The sequence below is a fragment of the Fundidesulfovibrio magnetotacticus genome, assembly GCF_013019105.1.
Classification (GTDB): domain Bacteria; phylum Desulfobacterota; class Desulfovibrionia; order Desulfovibrionales; family Desulfovibrionaceae; genus Fundidesulfovibrio; species Fundidesulfovibrio magnetotacticus.
This window is the reverse complement of record NZ_BLTE01000015.1, coordinates 84,988-99,640: the sequence shown is the minus strand read 5'-3', so window position 1 is coordinate 99,640 and position 14,653 is coordinate 84,988. Positions and strand designations below refer to the sequence as shown.

The following is a 14,653-nucleotide window of genomic DNA, read 5'->3' as shown; positions in this document are numbered from 1 at the left end:
GGCGGCCGCGCCCCCGAACGCCATGGGATTCCTGCGCCTGCTGCTGGCCCTGATCGTCTGCGCCGACCACTACCTGGGGGCCCTGCGCCTCCCGCTGCCCCGCTTCCTGGGGCTGGGCGCGGACATGGCCGTGGAGGTGTTCTTCATCATCTCGGGCTTCTACATGGGGCTCATCCTCACGCGGCGCTACGAAGGCCCCGGGCGCGCGGCGGCCTTCTACAAGAGCCGCTTCTTCCGGCTCTTCCCGGTCTACTGGGCCACGCTGGCCTGCTACTTCGCGGCCCTGGGGCTCTTCCGGGTCTGGAGCGGGCGCTGGGCGCACCTGCCGGAGTGGTTCCACGCCGTCTCGGGGCTGGACCTTTTCTCGCAGGCCTGGGCCGTGTTCTCCAACCTGTTCCTCTTCGGCGGCAACCTGCTGTTCTTCTTCTCCATCGCGGAGCCTTCGAGCCTGTTCGGGGCTTTCAGCCCCGCGCTGCCGCCCTCCTGGATCGTGCTGTTCGTCCCGCACGCCTGGTCCATCGAGATGGAGCTGGGGTTCTACCTGCTGGCCCCCTGGCTTGTGGGCGTGCGCGCCCGCTGGCTGGTCCCGGCGGTGCTGGCCTGCCTGGCGGGGAAGCTCTGGCTGGAGAACGTGGGGCTGGTGAACGATTCGTGGTACCTGCGCAACCCCGTGCTGGACCTTGGGCTCTTCGCGCTGGGGGTGCTGGCGCACCGGGTGTACGCGGGGGTGTACGCCCGGGACCTGGACCGGGGCCTGCGCTGGGGCTTCGCGGCGGCGTTCCTGCTGGCGCTGCTGTTCTACCACAAGGATTCGGCCCACTGGATCTTCCCCCTGGGCGTGCACCTCTGCGCGTTCCTGGGCGTGCCCGCGCTGTTCGCCATCACGCGCTCCAGCCGGGCGGACCGCCTGGTGGGCGAGCTTTCCTACCCCATCTACCTGTGCCACCAGATGGTGTTCTACCTGGTGGCCCTCACGGCCGGATTCCGCCACGTGGTCCCGCTGTCGCTGGCCGCCACGCTGGCCTTCTCGGCGCTGATGCACGCCACCCTCGGCCGCGCCGTGGACCGCTACCGGCACGGGAAGTACTAGTCATCCCGCCCCCTCGCCGCTCTGCACGGCCCACAGCCCGGCGTAGACGCCCCGGCGCTCCAGGAGTTCCTCGTGGCGGCCGCGCTCCACGATGAGCCCGTCCACCACCACGATGATCTCGTCGGCCAGGCGCACCGTGGAGAGCCGGTGGGCCACGGCCAGCGTCATGCGGCTGGCCCGGAAGGCGTGCAGGTTCTCCTGGATGAGCCCCTCGGTGCGCGTGTCCACGGCCGAGGTGGCCTCGTCCAGGATGAGGATGTCGGGCTCGCGCAGCACCGCGCGCGCCAGGGAGATGCGCTGGCGCTGGCCGCCCGAGAGCTTCACCCCGCCCTCGCCGATGGGCGTGTCGAACCCCTGGGGCAGCTCCCGGATGAAATCGAGCGCCCCGGCGATGGAGGCCGCGCGCTCCAGGGCCTCCTGCGTGGCCTCCTGCGAGCCCAGCCGGATGTTCTCCGCCGCCGTGCCCGCGAAGAGGAAGGCCTCCTGCGACACGTAGCCCATGCGCCCGCGCAGGCTCTCCAGGGTGAAGCCCGCCATGTCCTCCCCGTCCACCAGGAGGCGGCCGGACTGCGGGTCCAGGTGGCGCAGCGCCAGCTTCACCAGCGTGGACTTGCCCGCCCCCGTGGGGCCCACCACCCCCAGCACCCGGCCGCGCTCCAGGGTGAAGTCCAGCCCGTGCAGCACGGGCTCGCGCCCGGGGTAGGCGAAGCGCACGTTCTCGAAGCGCAGTTGATGCGGGGCGTGGTCCAGGGTCCTGGCCCCGGGGCGGTCCGCGATGGCGGGTTCGAGATCCAGCACGGCGAGGATGCGCGCGGCCGAGGCCTCGGTGCGCTGAAACTGGTTGAGCAGCATCCCGAACACGAAGAGCGGCAGCACCATGCGCGTGGCCAGGAGCACGAAGGTGGTGTAGTCGCCCGCCGTCGGGCCGTCCCCCGTGAGCGTGAGCCAGCCGCCGCCCGCGATGATCAGCGCGAACCCCGCCCCGGCCACGGCGTAGAGCACCGGGATGAACCGGGCGCGCGCCAGGGCCGCGCCCACGGCCTCGTCGCGGTAGCGGGCCGAGGCGGACTCCACGCGTGCGGCCTGGTCCTCCTCGGCGGTGAAGGCCTGGATCACGCCCATGCCGCGCAGGTTGTTGCCGATGAGGGCGGCCACCTGGCCCACGGCCGTGCGCGCCTCGCGGTAGCGGGGGCGGATGCGCGTGGAGAAGGTGCGCACGGCGGCGAAGGCGAAGGGCATGGGGGCCATGAGCAGGAGGGCCAGACGCCAGTCGATCCAGAAAAGCACGGCGAAGCTGCCCGCGAAGGTGATCACCAGCCGGATGGCCGATGTGGAGGCGTCGGCCAGGAAGTTCTCCAGGGTGTCCACGTCGGAGGAGACCACGTTGATCAGGTCGCCGCTTTGCCGCTCCTCGAAGAAGTGCATGTCCTGGCGCTGGAGGTGCCGGTAGAGGGCGTTGCGGAGGTCGTGGCGCACGTTCTGGGCGATGCGGTCCAGGAGGAAATCGCTCAGGGACTGGCACAGGGCCAGGCAGACGAAGGCCCCGAGCACCAGCGCGCCGTAGAGCAGCAGGCGGTCGCGCACGGCCAGGGCGTCGGGTCCGGAGAGCGGCCCGGAGAGGGCGGCGGTGACGGCGTCCACGGTGCGCCCCACCAGGACCATGGGGGCCAGGTCGAAGGCGCGGGCGACGGCGTTGGAGGCCAGCCCCAGGAGGAACTGGCCCCGGTAGGGGGCCACGAAGGGCAGAAGCCGCGTGAGGGACCAGCTTGAAGCGATGCGCATCCCGGGTCTATACTCCAGAGCGGCAAGGAGGAAAACCATGGACAACGCCCGCTACGTCTGCCTGCTCTGCGGCTACACCTACGACCCCAAACGCGGCGACCCCAAGGGGGACATCCCACCGGGAACGCCCGGAGACAAGCTCCCGCCCGACTGGGTCTGCCCCCTGTGCCGCACGGACCAGACGAATTTCGCCAGGAAGGATTAGGAAGTGCGATAACTAAAACAAGAAGCCCGGTGCGAGCCGGGCTTCTTGTTTTGCTCGGGACGCAGCCTGGCGTCCCCAGAGGTCGCCCGCAGGCGTGGCCTCGCGGAGCCGAGCTCCTTGTTGTGACTTGACGTTTCTCCGATACATGCCGCACACGTTGATGTCAAGGCGTGCATCGTAAAAAACGTGCGACACGAAGGAGACCTCCATGGGCGCATCCCCCACTTCCTCCCTGCTTCTCGGCCTGGATCTTGGCACGGCTTCCGTCGGTTGGGCGCTCTTCGCCCTGGGCGAGGGCGACTCTCTCGAACGCCTCGTGGATTGCGGCGTACGCATCTTCGAGGAAGGCACCGAAGGCGACATCGAGGCCGGGCGCGACGCGAGTCGCGCCGTACCACGTCGCGAGGCCCGTTCGCGTCGCCGGATCATCGAGCGCAAGGTCATGCGCAAGCTTCACCTCCAGCGCACCCTTGCGCGCTTCGGACTCCTGCCGGAGATTCCATCCCTTCGGCCCACGGAGCGGGTGACCGCCTTCCAGGCCCTGGACAAGGAGTTGTCCGAAGACTTCTACGCGCGCCATCCCGGATTGATGCTGCCTGAAAACGGCGGGCGTCGTCTTTTCCCCTACCATCTGCGCGCCATGGGGCTGGCCGAGCGGCTGGAGCCCCACGAGTTCGGGCGCGCTCTCTACCACCTCGTGCAGCGCCGGGGCTTCCATTCCAACAGCCGCCGCGCGCCCTCGGACAAGGACGAGGGCAAGGTCAAGGACGCCATCAAGGCCCTGTACAAGGAAATGGGGGACCGCCACCTAGGCCAATACCTGGCCGCCATCGGCGGGAACGCGCCGGCCGCCGACGGAGAGTCTTGCGGCGAGCGCCGGGTGCGGGGCCGCTGGCTGCACCGGGACATGCTCCGGGCGGAGTTCGACGCCCTTTGGGCCGCCCAGGCGGCGCACCGCGCCCCGTGGGCCACGCCCGAGGCCCGGGGGGCCGTGGGCAAGTGCATTTTCTGGCAACGCCCCTTGAAGAGCGCCAAGGAACTCGTGGCCTTCTGCGAACTGGAGAAGCGCGCCCGCCGCGCCCCGCGCTGCACGTTGGAGGCCCAGCGTTTCCGGATGCTCTCCAAGCTCAACAACCTGGAGGCCGTCACGCCCCACGGCGAGGTGGTCAAGCCGGACGCGGCCCAGCGCGCCGTCCTGGTGGAGCGTTTGGAAAGCAAAGGCGACCTGAGCTTCGCCGATCTGCGCAAGCTCCTGAACCTGCCCAAGGGGTCGGAATTCAATCTGGAGCGGGGCGGGGAGAAAAAGATGGAGGGCAACCGCACGGCCGCCAAGCTCCGGGCGGCCCTGGGCGCGGCCTGGGACGCCCTCTCCCCGGAGGACAAGGACGCCCTGGTGCTGCTGGTGTATGCCACCAACAAGCCCGAGGTGCTCTCCCGGGTGGCGGCGAAGCGCTTCGCGCTCGCTCCCGAGGCGGCAGCGAAGCTGCCGGAGGTGCGCCTGGAGGAGGACTACGCCGCGCTTTCCCGGAGGGCCATGCGGCGCATCCTGCCCCACCTGGAAGCGGGGGCGCCCTACATCACGGCCCGGGAGATGGAATACGGCAAGCCCGCGCCGCCTCCCTGCAAGGACCTGCTGCCGCCCGTGGCCGCCGCGCTCAAGGGGCTCAGGAACCCCATGGTGTCGCGCACGCTCACGGAGTTGCGCCGTTTGGTGAATTCCCTTGTTGCGCGCCACGGCAAGCCCGCGCGCATCCGCGTGGAGCTTGCGCGCGATCTCAAGCGGTCGCGCATGGCGCGTCAGCGCATCTCGAAGGACAACCGCGCAAGGCAGGGCAACCGGGACCGGCTCTACGACGAGATCCTGAAGGCCTATCCAGGCCTCGGTCAGCGCAAGGAGACCGTGGCGCTCAAGGCCTTGCTGGCCGAGGAGTGCACCTGGCGCTGTCCCTACTGCGGCGGAGTCTTCGGCAACGACGATCTCTTCGGCCCCCATGCCTCGGTGGACATCGAGCACATCCTGCCGTACTCGCGCAGCCTGGACAACTCGTTCCTGAACAAGACCCTGGCCCATAACGCCTGCAACAAGGCCAAGGGCAACCGCACGCCTTACGAGGTCTGGGGCGAGGCGGCCACGGAGCGTTACGCGGCGATCCTGGACAGGGTGTCGGGGTTCAAGTGCGACGGCTGGACCAGGGAGGCCAAGCTCAAGCGCTTCATGGTGCGCGATATGTCCCAGGAGTTCGCGGAGTTCACCGCGCGCCAGCTTTCGGACACGCGGGTCGCTTCGCGCCTTGCCGTGGAGTATCTGGGATGGCTTTACGGGGCGGAGGCCCTGCAACGGGTGAAGGTCAGTTCGGGCGGGGTCACGGCGCTCGTACGCGACGTGCTGGGGCTCAACCATGTGCTGGGTCGCGGCGAGAAGAGCCGTGCGGACCACCGCCACCATGTGGTGGACGCCGTGGCCGTGGCCTGCACGGACCAGGGCCTTATCCAGCGCATCGCCTCTTCGGCCGAATGGGCCGAGACGCACGCCCAGCGCATTGCGCGCGCACCGCTTTCCCCGCCGTGGTCCGGGTTTCTGGAGGACGTGCGGGCGCGCGTGTTGGGGGTGAACGTGTCGTTGCGGCCCCGGCGCGGCGTGAACGGCGCGCTGCACGACCAGACCTTCTATTCCCTCAAGGGCGGCCGGGTGACGGTGCGCAAGGCGCTGGAAAAGTTGAGCGCCACCGAAGTGGGGCAGATCGTCGATCCGCTCATCCGGTCCCTGGTGCAGGCGAAGCTGGCGGAGCTTGGCATCAAGGAGCCCGTCAAGGCTTTTTCCGACGGCGCGAATCCGGTGTGCGTGGAGCGGCTGGGGGGCACGCCCGTGCGCAGGGTGCGCGTGCTGGTGAAGGGCACGCCGGAGCGGATCGGCCAGGGGGACCGCGCGCGTCTGGCCATGACCGGCGGCAACCACCACATGGCCGTGTTCGAGACCGTGGACAGGAAGGGGCGCCCCGTGTGGGTGGGCGAGGTGGTGACGCGCTTCGAGGCCAAGCGCCGCGCCGGGCGCAAGGAGCCGGTGGTGCGCCGGGAGCGCCCCGATGGGGGGCGGTTCCTGTTCACGCTGACGAGCGGGGATGTGGTGGCTATCATGGAAGGAAGTGTGGAGACGTTGTGGCGTGTGCGAACAGTGACCACCGACGGTGGTCGTCCGCGTATCCGGATGACTCCGCTCCAGGATGCCAGGCCGGAAAAGGAAATTTACATCGATAAGAACGTAAGAAGGCCATTTGTCAGTCAAATGGGTGATGGAAGTTACCGAAAGGTCACGGTGACGCCGCTTGGCGAAGTGCGTCGGGACAACACGTGAACCGCATCCTGGACATCGGGGACCGCCCGGCCCGGCTGAACGTGGAGGACGGTCTTCTCTGCGTGCGGGTGGAGGGCGGTCCCGAGGCGCGGGTGCCTTTGGCGGAGGTGGGCGCGCTTCTGGTGTCCCACGGGCGCGTGGTGTTCACGCACGGCGTGTTGGCCGGGTTGTCCGCCAGCGGCGGGGTCTATGTGGCCTGCGACGAGCGGCACATGCCCGTGGGGATGATGCTGCCGCTTGCGGGCAACAGCGTGCAGACGGAGCGGATAGCGGCCCAGGCGGAGGCTTCCGCGCCCTTGCGCAAGCAGGCCTGGAAGTATGTTGTGCAGATGAAGCTCGTGAACCAGGCCTGGGCGTTGTCCCTTGTGCGGGGGCACGGCCACGGGCTGGAGGGCATGGCCGCGCGCGTGCGCTCCGGCGACCCGGGCAACGTGGAAGGGGAGGCGGCGCGCAAGTATTGGCGGTTTCTCTTCGGAGCGAACGGGTTCACGCGGGACCGCGCTTCCGGGGGCGTGAACGCCTGGCTGAACTACGGCTACGCGGTGGTGCGCGCGGTGATGGGCCGTGCGGTGTGCGCGGCGGGGCTCCATCCGTCGCTGGGGCTGCACCACCACAACCGCTACGACGCCTTCTGCCTGGTGAGCGACCTGATGGAACCCTACCGTCCGCTTGTGGACGTGTGCGCGGCGGGCATGGCGGCGGCGCACGGCACGGAGCGGGAGCTTGGCAAGGAGTTGAAGCGGGAGCTTCTGGAGTTTCTGAACCAGGATTTTCTGGTGGAGGGCGAGCGGCGGGAGCTGTTCAGCCTGTGCGCGCAGACGGCGCGCAGCCTCGGGGAGCTGTACTGCGGCCAGCGCAACCGGATGTTTCTGCCCCGGTTCGAGGGTTTGGGCGGTGTGCCGTGAGCGGGAGGTTCCGTGCCATGTGGGTGTTCGCGCTGTTCGACCTGCCGGTGACGGCCGTGGTGGAGCGCAAGGAGTATACGCGTTTTCGCAAGGAGTTGAAGCGTCTTGGCTTCTCGATGCTTCAATACTCGGTGTACGCGCGGTATTGCCACAGCCGGGAATCCAAAGACGCGTTCCTGAACAAGGTGCAGGCGCTGGTGCCGGACAAGGGCGAGGTGCGGCTGTTGTCCGTGACGGACGCCCAATTCGGAAAAATGCGGGTGTTGGTGGGAAAAAAACGGCGAAAACCAGAGAAGGGGCCGGAGCAGCTCATGCTTTTCTGAGCTGCTCCGGCAGAATTTCTTCAGCAATTTCAGTGTCTTTTTCTTCAAGAGATTGTAGCCGCTGAAGAAATGGGGTCAAGTCACAACCGTAGACCAGCTGCATGAACGCTTCGGAGGAATTGTAGCCGCTGAAGAAATGGGGTCAAGTCACAACAGGTGACGAGGGAGTTGTGGTCCACGCTCGATTGTAGCCGCTGAAGAAATGGGGTCAAGTCACAACTCACCTGGGTGGGGTTCAACATCCGCACCTATTGTAGCCGCTGAAGAAATGGGGTCAAGTCACAACGCAGGAGAGGCTGTACTGATGGAAGCCCCCATTGTAGCCGCTGAAGAAATGGGGTCAAGTCACAACCTGGGCCACGAGCACGCCGTCGATTTCCGAATTGTAGCCGCTGAAGAAATGGGGTCAAGTCACAACACGCCCAGCAGTGGAAGGGGTCTGTGCTTAATTGTAGCCGCTGAAGAAATGGGGTCAAGTCACAACTTTCCGCGTTGTGCTGGAGGTTGTCGTTGGATTGTAGCCGCTGAAGAAATGGGGTCAAGTCACAACACCTCGGGAGGTGGTGGTGATTCCTCCCCTATTGTAGCCGCTGAAGAAATGGGGTCAAGTCACAACTCGCGCCCAGGGTGGCCGGGTAGACCTTAGAATTGTAGCCGCTGAAGAAATGGGGTCAAGTCACAACGAGGAGATGGAACCCCGCACGTGGGGGATGATTGTAGCCGCTGAAGAAATGGGGTCAAGTCACAACCTTGCTGGGCCTGGAAGAGCTTGAGTTTGAATTGTAGCCGCTGAAGAAATGGGGTCAAGTCACAACGCGCACCAGGCCGATGAGCTGCGGGTGCGTATTGTAGCCGCTGAAGAAATGGGGTCAAGTCACAACGAACAAGCGCTGCGGGACGCGCCCGGATGAATTGTAGCCGCTGAAGAAATGGGGTCAAGTCACAACATTGACTAGGGCAGGAATGCGCTACTCTTGATTGTAGCCGCTGAAGAAATGGGGTCAGGCGGCCCCGGCCCCCTCCGCCCGCCCCCCCCTGCTCATCCCACGGCCGCCACGCGATCGTCACCCGGCTGTCCTAGGATGTCTGCGGGTCGGCGGTCCGGTCCTTTTCAGGAGGTGCGGCATGCGCGCGTTCAACGAGTCCGAGCAGGCCATCCTGCGCGTGGTCGAGGCGTTCGACGGGGTGGTGAAATACCTGGGCATCACCCCGGAGGAGCACCTCGTCTCCTACAGCCAGAAGCACCTGGAAAGGCTCCTGGACGAGGAAATCCTCGAACGGGCCAAGCTCCGGTTCTTCAGCGGCAAGATCAAGGGCGTGCGCTTCACGCGCGACGGGCTGGCCATCTGGAGGCTCTTCACCGGCCAGGAAACGCCCGAGGCCAAGCTGCCCGACGCGGGGCTCCTCGTGCGAGACCTCTACCTGCGCAACGGCCTCTCCTCCACCGACGAGGCCACCCCGCGCGACACGCTCCTCAAGCACCACTCCCGCCGCGCCCTGGTGGACGCCTTCCAGGCCGGGCTCGTGGCCAAGGTCAAGATCCGCCACCCCGGCGGCGAAAAGACCAAGGGTTTCGTGGTCACCCACGCGGGCTACGCCTGGCTGCGCGGCAACAGCCTCATCTGAGCCCGGCGCGCCCCTACTTGGGCGAATAGCCCCGGGCGCGCATGCACTTGTCGCGCAAATCCTCCAGGCGCTTGTCGTGGATGCTTGAATCCTGGAGCCCCGCCGCCGCGCGGGAGGCCTCCCAGTCGCACTCGGAGTAGTCGCGCTCCTCCCGGGCCGTGTCGGCGCCGGGGGCCTGGTAGACGGTGCGCCCGCCGCAGGAGGCGCAGGCCAGGGCCGACAGCAGCGCGGCGGCAAACGTGATGCGCCCGATGGTCATGTGTCGCCTCACAGCCAGGTGAAGAGAAGAATGTAGAAGGCGATGCCGCCCAGGGCGGCGTAGGCGTCGGTCTTGGACATGGCGGTCCTCCCTGGTCCGGCTCTCTAGCCCAGCCCAGGGCGCGCGGCAAGACCGCCGAGAGCCTCAGCAAATGATTCCGAACGATTGCACGCGCGGCGTTTCTTGCGTAACAAGAACGCGAAACCCTCGAACGGAACGCCGCCATGACCCGCAAGTTCGTCATCATCACCTCCTCGGCCCTGCTGCTGCTGGGCCTGGTGATGTGGCAGCTGGGCCTGCGCGCCCAGGGCGAGCTCAAGGCCGTGGCCACCGAGCAGTTCAACCGCCAGCAGCTCATCCTGGCCCAGAAGCTGGCCCAGGACCTGGAACAGCACTTCAGCTTCCTGGGCGCGAGCCTTCTGGAACTCTCGGGCATCCTGCACCGCCATCCCGCGCTCATGGGCGAGCCGGAGAAGGCCCTGCCGCCTTTCCAGGAGATCCTGCGCCAGAGCGAGGTGCTGGCCATCGGCTACGTCCCGGCGGGCGGCGGAGCCGTCTCCTTCTTCAACGACAAGGGCCTCATGTCCGGCCCCCTGGTGCTGGACTACGGCGCCTTCCTGGACTGGGCCAGGGGCAGCGAGACCGGCAAGCTCCTGACGGGCCGCGTGGAGAGCCCGCCCCAGGGGCCCTTCGCCGGAAAGACCATCCTGCGCATGGCCACGCGCTACTGGCCCCACGAAGCGCCCGTGAGCGTCGGCGTCGAGGGCCCGGGCGTGCTCTTCTTCGTGGTGGACGCCGTGGCCGTGGCCAGACGCTACGCCCACGACGTGCGCTCCGGACAGACAGGCTACGCCTGGGTGATCGACCAGCGCGGCTACTTCCTGGACCACTACGAGGAGGACTTCATCGCGCGCGACGCCTTCGAGGTGCGCAAGCGCCGCGATCCGGGCATCGACTTCACCCGCATCGACCAGCTCATGCGCGAGAAGATCATGAAAGGCGAGGAGGGCGTGGACTGGTACGTCTCGGGCTGGCACCGGGGCGCCCAGGGCGAAATGCGCAAGCTCATCGCCTACGCCCCGGCCCACATCGCAACGGACCAGCCGGACCCGGTGGTCTGGGGCGTGGCCCTGGCCGCGCCCGTGGACGAGGTGGAGGGCATCATCGGCAAGGTGGCCCTGCGCGAGATGTTCATGGTGGCCGTGTTCCAGGTGGTGGTCTTCACCGGCCTGGCCGTGACCATGTATTTCGCCTTCCGCTGGTCGGCCAACCTCAAGACCGAAGTGGAGGCCCGCACCGCCGAACTGCGCGAGGCCCGCGACCGCATCCGCCAGAACCTCCAGGAACTCCTGGAAACCCAGGAGCGCCTCATCCGCTCCGAACGCTTCGCCGCCGTGGGCGAGGCCGCCGCCCACATCTCCCACGAGATCCGCAACCCCCTCATGCTCATGGGCGGTTTCGCGCGCCAGGTGCGCCGTTCACTGCCCGAAGACGGGCGCGAAGCCGAAAAGCTCCGGCTCATCGAGGAGGAGGCCAAACGCCTGGAAACCATGCTGGAGGAAGTGCGCGACTTCACGCGCCCCGCCGCGCCCAAGCTCGCCCCGCGCGACCTCAACGCCACCGTCTGGGACACCGTGACCCTCCTGGAGCAGGAGCTGGCCTCCCGGGGCGTGACCCTGCGCGCAAACCTGGACAAAACCCTGCCCCCGGCCGTGCACGACCCCGGCCAGGTGCGCCAGGTGGTGCTCAACCTGGTGAAGAACGCCGCCGAAGCCATGACCCAGGGCGGCGCGGTGACCATCGTCAGCCGGGCCAGGGACGGCTTCGCCGAGGTGGTGGTGAAGGACGACGGCCCGGGCATGGCGCCCGAAGAGGCCGCCAAGGCCTTCAACCCCTTCTACACCACCAAGGAGCGCGGCACCGGCCTGGGCCTGGCCGTGTGCGAACGCATCGCCCGCGACCACGGCGGGGCCATCCGCCTGGACACGGAGAAGGGCAAGGGCTGCGCCTTCACCCTGAGCCTGCCCCTGGAGCGGCGTGGGGCCGAACAGAGGGCCTGACGCCGGGCCGGGGAAATTGCGGGAAGATGCGCGCGAATCGCACTCCGTGCTTGACACGCCCTCGATCGCACCGTACACATCCTCTTCCTTTCGACAGCGTAGGACCGTAGCTCAGGGGGAGAGCACTTGCTTGACACGCAAGGGGTCAGGAGTTCAAATCTCCTCGGTCCTACCACGTGACCCCAGGGGAGGCGTAGCCTCCCCTTTTTTGGCATCCTAGGGAGGCGGTGCCTCCCTTTTTTTGGTAATGGGGTCTGGTATAGCCGCCCCGGCACGGGGCAAGCGGGAGAGCGAGCGTGAACGTCCGCGTCGGAGAACAGATCGTCGAGGCAGCGCCCGGCCAGTCGGCCGGTGAGGTCCTTTCCAAGGCCCTCTCGGGCAAGGCCTTCAAGAACACCGTGGCCGCCCGCCTGGGCGAAGCGGTGATCGATCTCTCCGCCCCGCTTGCCGCCGACGTGGCCGAGCTGGCCCCCGTGGCCGCCGACTCCCCCGAAGGCGTGGAGGTCGTGCGCCACAGCGCCGCCCACATCATGGCCGAGGCCGTGAAGAAACTCTTCCCCGCCGCCCAGGTGACCATCGGCCCGGCCATCGAGAACGGCTTCTACTACGATTTCGCCTTCGAGCGCCCCTTCACCAGCGAGGACCTGGAAGCCATCCAGGCCGAGATGGAGAAGATCGCCGCCGCCAACCACCCCTTCGCCTGCCGCGTGGTCTCCAAGCCCGAGGCCGAGGCGCTCTTCAAGGGCATGGGCGAAGGCTACAAGCTCGAAGTGCTGGCCGACATCCCGGCCGAGACCGTCTCGCTCTACACGCAGGGGGCCTTCACCGACCTCTGCCGCGGCCCCCACGTGCCCTCCACCGGGTTTTTGAAGGCCTTCAAGCTCACCCACGTGGCCGGGGCCTACTGGCGCGGCGACGAGAAGCGCCCCATGCTCTCGCGCATCTACGGCGCGGCCTTCGCGGACCCCAAGGAGCTCAAGGCCTACCTCCATCGCATCGAAGAGGCCAAGAAGCGCGACCACCGCCGCCTGGGCGCCCAGCTCGACCTCTTCAGCGTCTCCGAGGAGGCCGGGGCCGGGATGATCATCTGGCATCCCAAGGGCGCGCTCGTGCGCACCATCCTGGAGGATTTCGAGCGCAAGGAGCACCTCAAGCGCGGCTATTCCATCGTGCAGGGCCCGCAGCTTCTGAAGCGCGATCTCTGGGAGCGCTCCGGGCACTACGACAACTACCGCGAGAACATGTATTTCACCGAGATCGACGAGCAGGCCTACGGCGTGAAGCCCATGAACTGCCTGTCGCACATGCTCATCTACAAGTCGCGCCTGCGCTCCTACCGCGACCTGCCCCAGCGCTACTTCGAGCTGGGCGTGGTGCACCGCCACGAGAAGTCCGGCGTGCTGCACGGCCTCTTGCGCGTGCGCCAGTTCACCCAGGACGACGCCCACATCATCTGCCGCCCCGACCAGCTCCAGGAGGAGATCATCGGGGTGATCAACTTCGTCAAGGACGTGGTGGACCTCTTCGGCTTCGAATTCGAGGCCCAGCTCTCCACGCGCCCCGAGAAGTCCATCGGCTCCGACGAGGCCTGGGAGCTGGCCACCACGTCGCTGCGCCAGGCCATGGAGTCCATCGGCCTGCCCTTCACCATCAACGAGGGCGACGGCGCTTTCTACGGCCCCAAGATTGACATCAAACTCAAGGATGCCTTAGACCGCCGTTGGCAGTGCGCCACCATCCAGTGCGATTTCACCCTGCCCGAGCGCTTCGAGCTCTCCTACACGGGGGCCGACGGCGAACGACACAGGCCGGTGATGCTGCACAGGGTGGTGCTGGGCGCGGTGGAGAGGTTCCTGGGCGTGCTCATCGAGCACACGGCCGGGGCCTTTCCCTGTTGGCTTTCGCCCGTGCAGGCCCGCATCCTCACGGTCACCGACGCCCACGACGCCCACGCGGGCGCCGTGCTCGCGCGGCTGCGCGATGCGGGCATCCGGGCCGAGGCCGACCTGCGCAACGAGAAGCTCGGCTACAAGGTGCGCGAGGCGCAACTGGAGAAGATCCCCTACATGCTCGTCATCGGGGATCAGGAACTGGCCGAGGGCGGCGTGAACGTGCGCCTGCGCTCCGGCGAGAACCTTGGACTCAAGGGGGTCGACGCGGTGATCCAGGCCATTCTGGAAGACTGCGAAGCCCCATTCAAACGAGGAGGTATGCGCTATAACTTCTGCCAGTGACACCGCCCGCTGCAATCACCAGATTCGCGTGCGCGAAGTGCGTGTGATCGCCGACGACGGCTCGCAGTTGGGGATCATCCCCACCAGCGAAGCCCTCCGCTTGGCCCAGGAAAAAGGCCTGGACCTCGTGGAGGTTGCCGCCGCCGCCGATCCGCCGGTGTGCCGGATCATGGACTATGGTAAATTCAAGTACCAGCAGCAGAAAAAACAGCAGGAAGCCCGGAAGAAGCAGACGGTCATCCAGGTCAAGGAAATCAAGGTCCGGCCCAAGACCGATGAGCACGACTACCAGACCAAGCTCAGGCACATCCGGAAATTCCTCGAGGAAGGCGACCGCTGCAAGGTCGCGGTGTTCTTCCGGGGGCGCGAGGTGGTCCACAAGGATCGCGGCGCCAGAATCCTGGAGCGCATCGTTGTCGACCTGGGCGAACTGGTCAAAGTGGAACAGGAGCCCCGCTTCGAGGGACGCATCATGAACATGATGCTGGCTCCTTCCGTGAAGAAGAAAGTGTAGCGCTCGAACGTTTCGCGCGGGGACGGCCCTGCGGACCCGTCGGGGTAAAGCCCCGGCGGCCGGTATTTTCCCAGGAGGACAACATGCCCAAGATCAAGACCAACAAGAGCGCCGCCAAGCGCTTCACCACCACCGGCACCGGCAAGTTCCGCCGCCGCCGCCAGAACAAGCGCCACATCCTGACCAAGAAGAGCGCCAAGCGCAAACGCGCCCTGTCGCCTTCGGCCATCGTGGATTCGGCCAACGAAGGCGCCGTTCGCCGCCTGCTGCCTTACGCCTAGGGCCGGGGCGCCGTCCCGGTCC

General features: G+C 67.2%; 12 protein-coding genes, 1 tRNA gene and 1 CRISPR repeat array. Of the genes, 11 read left to right on the top strand and 2 right to left on the bottom strand.

Features of this window, described 5'->3' with window-relative positions; translation table 11 throughout:
- Positions 1–22 precede the first annotated feature (22 nt).
- On the top strand, positions 23–1,090 hold the full coding sequence (locus NNJEOMEG_RS15710) for an acyltransferase family protein (protein ID WP_173086138.1): 1,068 nt from the start codon (positions 23–25) through the stop codon (positions 1,088–1,090).
- On the opposite strand, the gene NNJEOMEG_RS15705 is transcribed toward NNJEOMEG_RS15710, so the two are convergent.
- Positions 1,091–2,872: an ABC transporter ATP-binding protein gene (locus tag NNJEOMEG_RS15705; RefSeq protein ID WP_173086136.1), complete on the bottom strand. Its 1,782-nt coding sequence runs from the start codon at positions 2,870–2,872 to the stop codon at positions 1,091–1,093. It abuts the gene before it with no gap.
- 37 nt (positions 2,873–2,909) lie between these two features.
- Between NNJEOMEG_RS15705 and NNJEOMEG_RS15700 the strand changes: the two genes are divergently transcribed.
- From NNJEOMEG_RS15700 to NNJEOMEG_RS15680, 5 genes are all read left to right on the top strand, one after another.
- Complete coding sequence (locus NNJEOMEG_RS15700) at positions 2,910–3,077, top strand: rubredoxin (RefSeq protein ID WP_173086134.1); 168 nt, start codon at positions 2,910–2,912, stop codon at positions 3,075–3,077.
- A 208-nt stretch (positions 3,078–3,285) separates the two neighbouring features.
- The gene (cas9, locus tag NNJEOMEG_RS15695; protein ID WP_173086132.1) at positions 3,286–6,429 is read left to right on the top strand and encodes a type II CRISPR RNA-guided endonuclease Cas9; all 3,144 of its coding nucleotides are present in this window, start codon (positions 3,286–3,288) and stop codon (positions 6,427–6,429) included.
- Positions 6,426–7,334, top strand: coding sequence for a type II CRISPR-associated endonuclease Cas1 (gene cas1 / locus NNJEOMEG_RS15690; RefSeq protein WP_173086130.1), 909 nt, complete (start codon positions 6,426–6,428; stop codon positions 7,332–7,334). Before cas9 ends, cas1 begins: the two co-directional genes overlap by 4 nt.
- A gap of 17 nt (positions 7,335–7,351) precedes the next feature.
- Entirely contained in the window at positions 7,352–7,657 is a 306-nt protein-coding gene (cas2, locus tag NNJEOMEG_RS15685) for a CRISPR-associated endonuclease Cas2 (protein WP_173086128.1), read from the top strand.
- 51 nt (positions 7,658–7,708) lie between these two features.
- Positions 7,709–8,670: a CRISPR direct-repeat array (repeat unit 36 nt; unit sequence ATTGTAGCCGCTGAAGAAATGGGGTCAAGTCACAAC).
- A 112-nt stretch (positions 8,671–8,782) separates the two neighbouring features.
- Complete coding sequence (locus NNJEOMEG_RS15680; RefSeq protein WP_173086126.1) at positions 8,783–9,283, top strand: hypothetical protein; 501 nt, start codon at positions 8,783–8,785, stop codon at positions 9,281–9,283.
- A gap of 13 nt (positions 9,284–9,296) precedes the next feature.
- On the opposite strand, the gene NNJEOMEG_RS15675 is transcribed toward NNJEOMEG_RS15680, so the two are convergent.
- Positions 9,297–9,542 carry a hypothetical protein gene (locus NNJEOMEG_RS15675; RefSeq protein WP_173086124.1) on the bottom strand — a complete coding sequence of 82 codons (246 nt, stop codon included), beginning with the start codon at positions 9,540–9,542 and terminating at the stop codon, positions 9,297–9,299.
- A 224-nt stretch (positions 9,543–9,766) separates the two neighbouring features.
- Here NNJEOMEG_RS15675 and NNJEOMEG_RS15670 point away from each other — a divergent pair, with 224 nt between their 5' ends.
- From NNJEOMEG_RS15670 to rpmI, 5 genes are all read left to right on the top strand, one after another.
- Positions 9,767–11,602 (top strand): ATP-binding protein, encoded by a 1,836-nt coding sequence (locus tag NNJEOMEG_RS15670; protein ID WP_173086122.1) that lies wholly within the window; start codon positions 9,767–9,769, stop codon positions 11,600–11,602.
- 100 nt (positions 11,603–11,702) lie between these two features.
- A tRNA-Val gene (locus NNJEOMEG_RS15665) sits at positions 11,703–11,777 on the top strand.
- Between the two features lie 121 nt (positions 11,778–11,898).
- Positions 11,899–13,836, top strand: coding sequence for a threonine--tRNA ligase (gene thrS / locus NNJEOMEG_RS15660; protein WP_173086120.1), 1,938 nt, complete (start codon positions 11,899–11,901; stop codon positions 13,834–13,836).
- Positions 13,820–14,350 carry a translation initiation factor IF-3 gene (gene infC / locus NNJEOMEG_RS15655; RefSeq protein WP_173086181.1) on the top strand — a complete coding sequence of 177 codons (531 nt, stop codon included), beginning with the start codon at positions 13,820–13,822 and terminating at the stop codon, positions 14,348–14,350. Before thrS ends, infC begins: the two co-directional genes overlap by 17 nt.
- An 83-nt stretch (positions 14,351–14,433) precedes the next feature.
- Positions 14,434–14,631, top strand: coding sequence for a 50S ribosomal protein L35 (rpmI, locus tag NNJEOMEG_RS15650; RefSeq protein ID WP_173086118.1), 198 nt, complete (start codon positions 14,434–14,436; stop codon positions 14,629–14,631).
- Positions 14,632–14,653 lie beyond the last annotated feature (22 nt).

Bases quoted from the DNA above. Each gene is read 5' to 3' on its own strand.
- NNJEOMEG_RS15710 (WP_173086138.1), top strand. From the start codon at position 23: ATGGGATTCCTGCGCCTGCTGCTGGCCCTGATCGTCTGCGCCGACCAC.
- NNJEOMEG_RS15705 (WP_173086136.1), bottom strand. From the start codon at position 2,872: ATGCGCATCGCTTCAAGCTGGTCCCTCACGCGGCTTCTGCCCTTCGTG.
- NNJEOMEG_RS15700 (WP_173086134.1), top strand. From the start codon at position 2,910: ATGGACAACGCCCGCTACGTCTGCCTGCTCTGCGGCTACACCTACGAC.
- cas9 (WP_173086132.1), top strand. From the start codon at position 3,286: ATGGGCGCATCCCCCACTTCCTCCCTGCTTCTCGGCCTGGATCTTGGC.
- cas2 (WP_173086128.1), top strand. From the start codon at position 7,352: ATGTGGGTGTTCGCGCTGTTCGACCTGCCGGTGACGGCCGTGGTGGAG.
- NNJEOMEG_RS15680 (WP_173086126.1), top strand. From the start codon at position 8,783: ATGCGCGCGTTCAACGAGTCCGAGCAGGCCATCCTGCGCGTGGTCGAG.
- NNJEOMEG_RS15675 (WP_173086124.1), bottom strand. From the start codon at position 9,542: ATGACCATCGGGCGCATCACGTTTGCCGCCGCGCTGCTGTCGGCCCTG.
- NNJEOMEG_RS15670 (WP_173086122.1), top strand. From the start codon at position 9,767: ATGACCCGCAAGTTCGTCATCATCACCTCCTCGGCCCTGCTGCTGCTG.
- rpmI (WP_173086118.1), top strand. From the start codon at position 14,434: ATGCCCAAGATCAAGACCAACAAGAGCGCCGCCAAGCGCTTCACCACC.